Origin of the sequence: Thiospirillum jenense (assembly GCF_014145225.1) — a bacterium.
Taxonomy (GTDB): Bacteria; Pseudomonadota; Gammaproteobacteria; order Chromatiales; family Chromatiaceae; genus Thiospirillum; species Thiospirillum jenense.
In genome coordinates this window covers 1-1128 of the sequence record NZ_JABVCQ010000080.1, presented here as the reverse complement: position 1 = coordinate 1128, position 1128 = coordinate 1, and the positions used below count along the sequence as shown (strand labels likewise).

The window sequence follows — 1128 nt, the reverse complement described above, 5'->3', positions numbered from 1 at the left end:
TGTCAAGTCCCGTAAGATTGTAAACACGTTTATTAAAACGTTCCGGGCATTGCCGTTGCCAATTTTTCAAGGATTGAACTGGTGAAATATGCCCTAATGCTTTTTGCGGAATCTGATGATTATACACACGCGCATAGTTTATCAAAGTTTGCTCTAACTGATGTGCGGAATTAAAATGAGTGGTTGCCAACACATCAGCAATACGCCCATTAAACCGCTCCACCATACCGTTGGTTTGCGGACGTCTTGGAGTAATTAAACGATGTTGAATACCATGCTCTGTGCAGCGTTGATCGAACGCATGAAACCCGGTTGGTTTGCGTTCACCAGTCGCACAAAAGCGATCAGTAAATTCTTTACCATTATCGGTCAAAACGTATTCAATCTTAAATGGTGCATGTGCAGTTAAACGATTTAAGAAGGCGCTTGCTGATGCGGCAGTTTTATCATCAAGTAATTCTAAATACACCCATCGTGTGGCACGATCAATGGCTACAAATAAATACCGTCTATGTGTTTCATCAGGCATTTGCGGTAAATATTTGACGTCAACATGCACGAACCCTGGCTCATAATTTTTGAACTTTTTCAAAGGCTTAGATGAATCTTCTGCTTTAGGCATCAGTGCTTTGAGATTGGAAACACCGTGACGCCGCAAACACCGATCAAGTCCCGAACGCGACACATTAGCGTTAATGAATTCCCGCGTCACTGCGAGTAAATCATCTAATGATAATAATAATGTTTGGCGCAAATGCACAACCACAATTTCTTGCGCAGGACTCAATGTCGTTTTCAGTCGATGGGGGCAATGTGATGCATCATTTGTATTATCACGATTTCGCCACTTATGCACCGTCGCCCGATTAAGACCGTATTCTTGCGCTAATTCACGGTCAGATTTTGATTTACTGGACAATTGTAATTCACGTCGAACCGCGGGCGTTGTACGCGCATTTTTATGCAGTGCTACTTGCATGATGTTTGACCTAACAAAAATGATTAAAATGGTTGCCTGATGTGTGGTTAAAGTAGTATTTTATTTTCATTGTAGAGTGTTAATAAAACTTCTCGTGCCAATAATAGTGAATAATTACGTCTTGGAATATAATCGCACGGGACGCGACA

General features: G+C 41.5%; 1 protein-coding gene. It reads right to left on the bottom strand.

The genetic code is table 11. The features are described 5' to 3' along the window. Positions 1 to 979 (bottom strand): IS481 family transposase (locus tag HUK38_RS14575; protein WP_182585043.1); only part of this gene is annotated, 979 nt, incomplete at its 3' end. Between the last annotated feature and the right edge of the window lie 149 nt (positions 980 to 1128).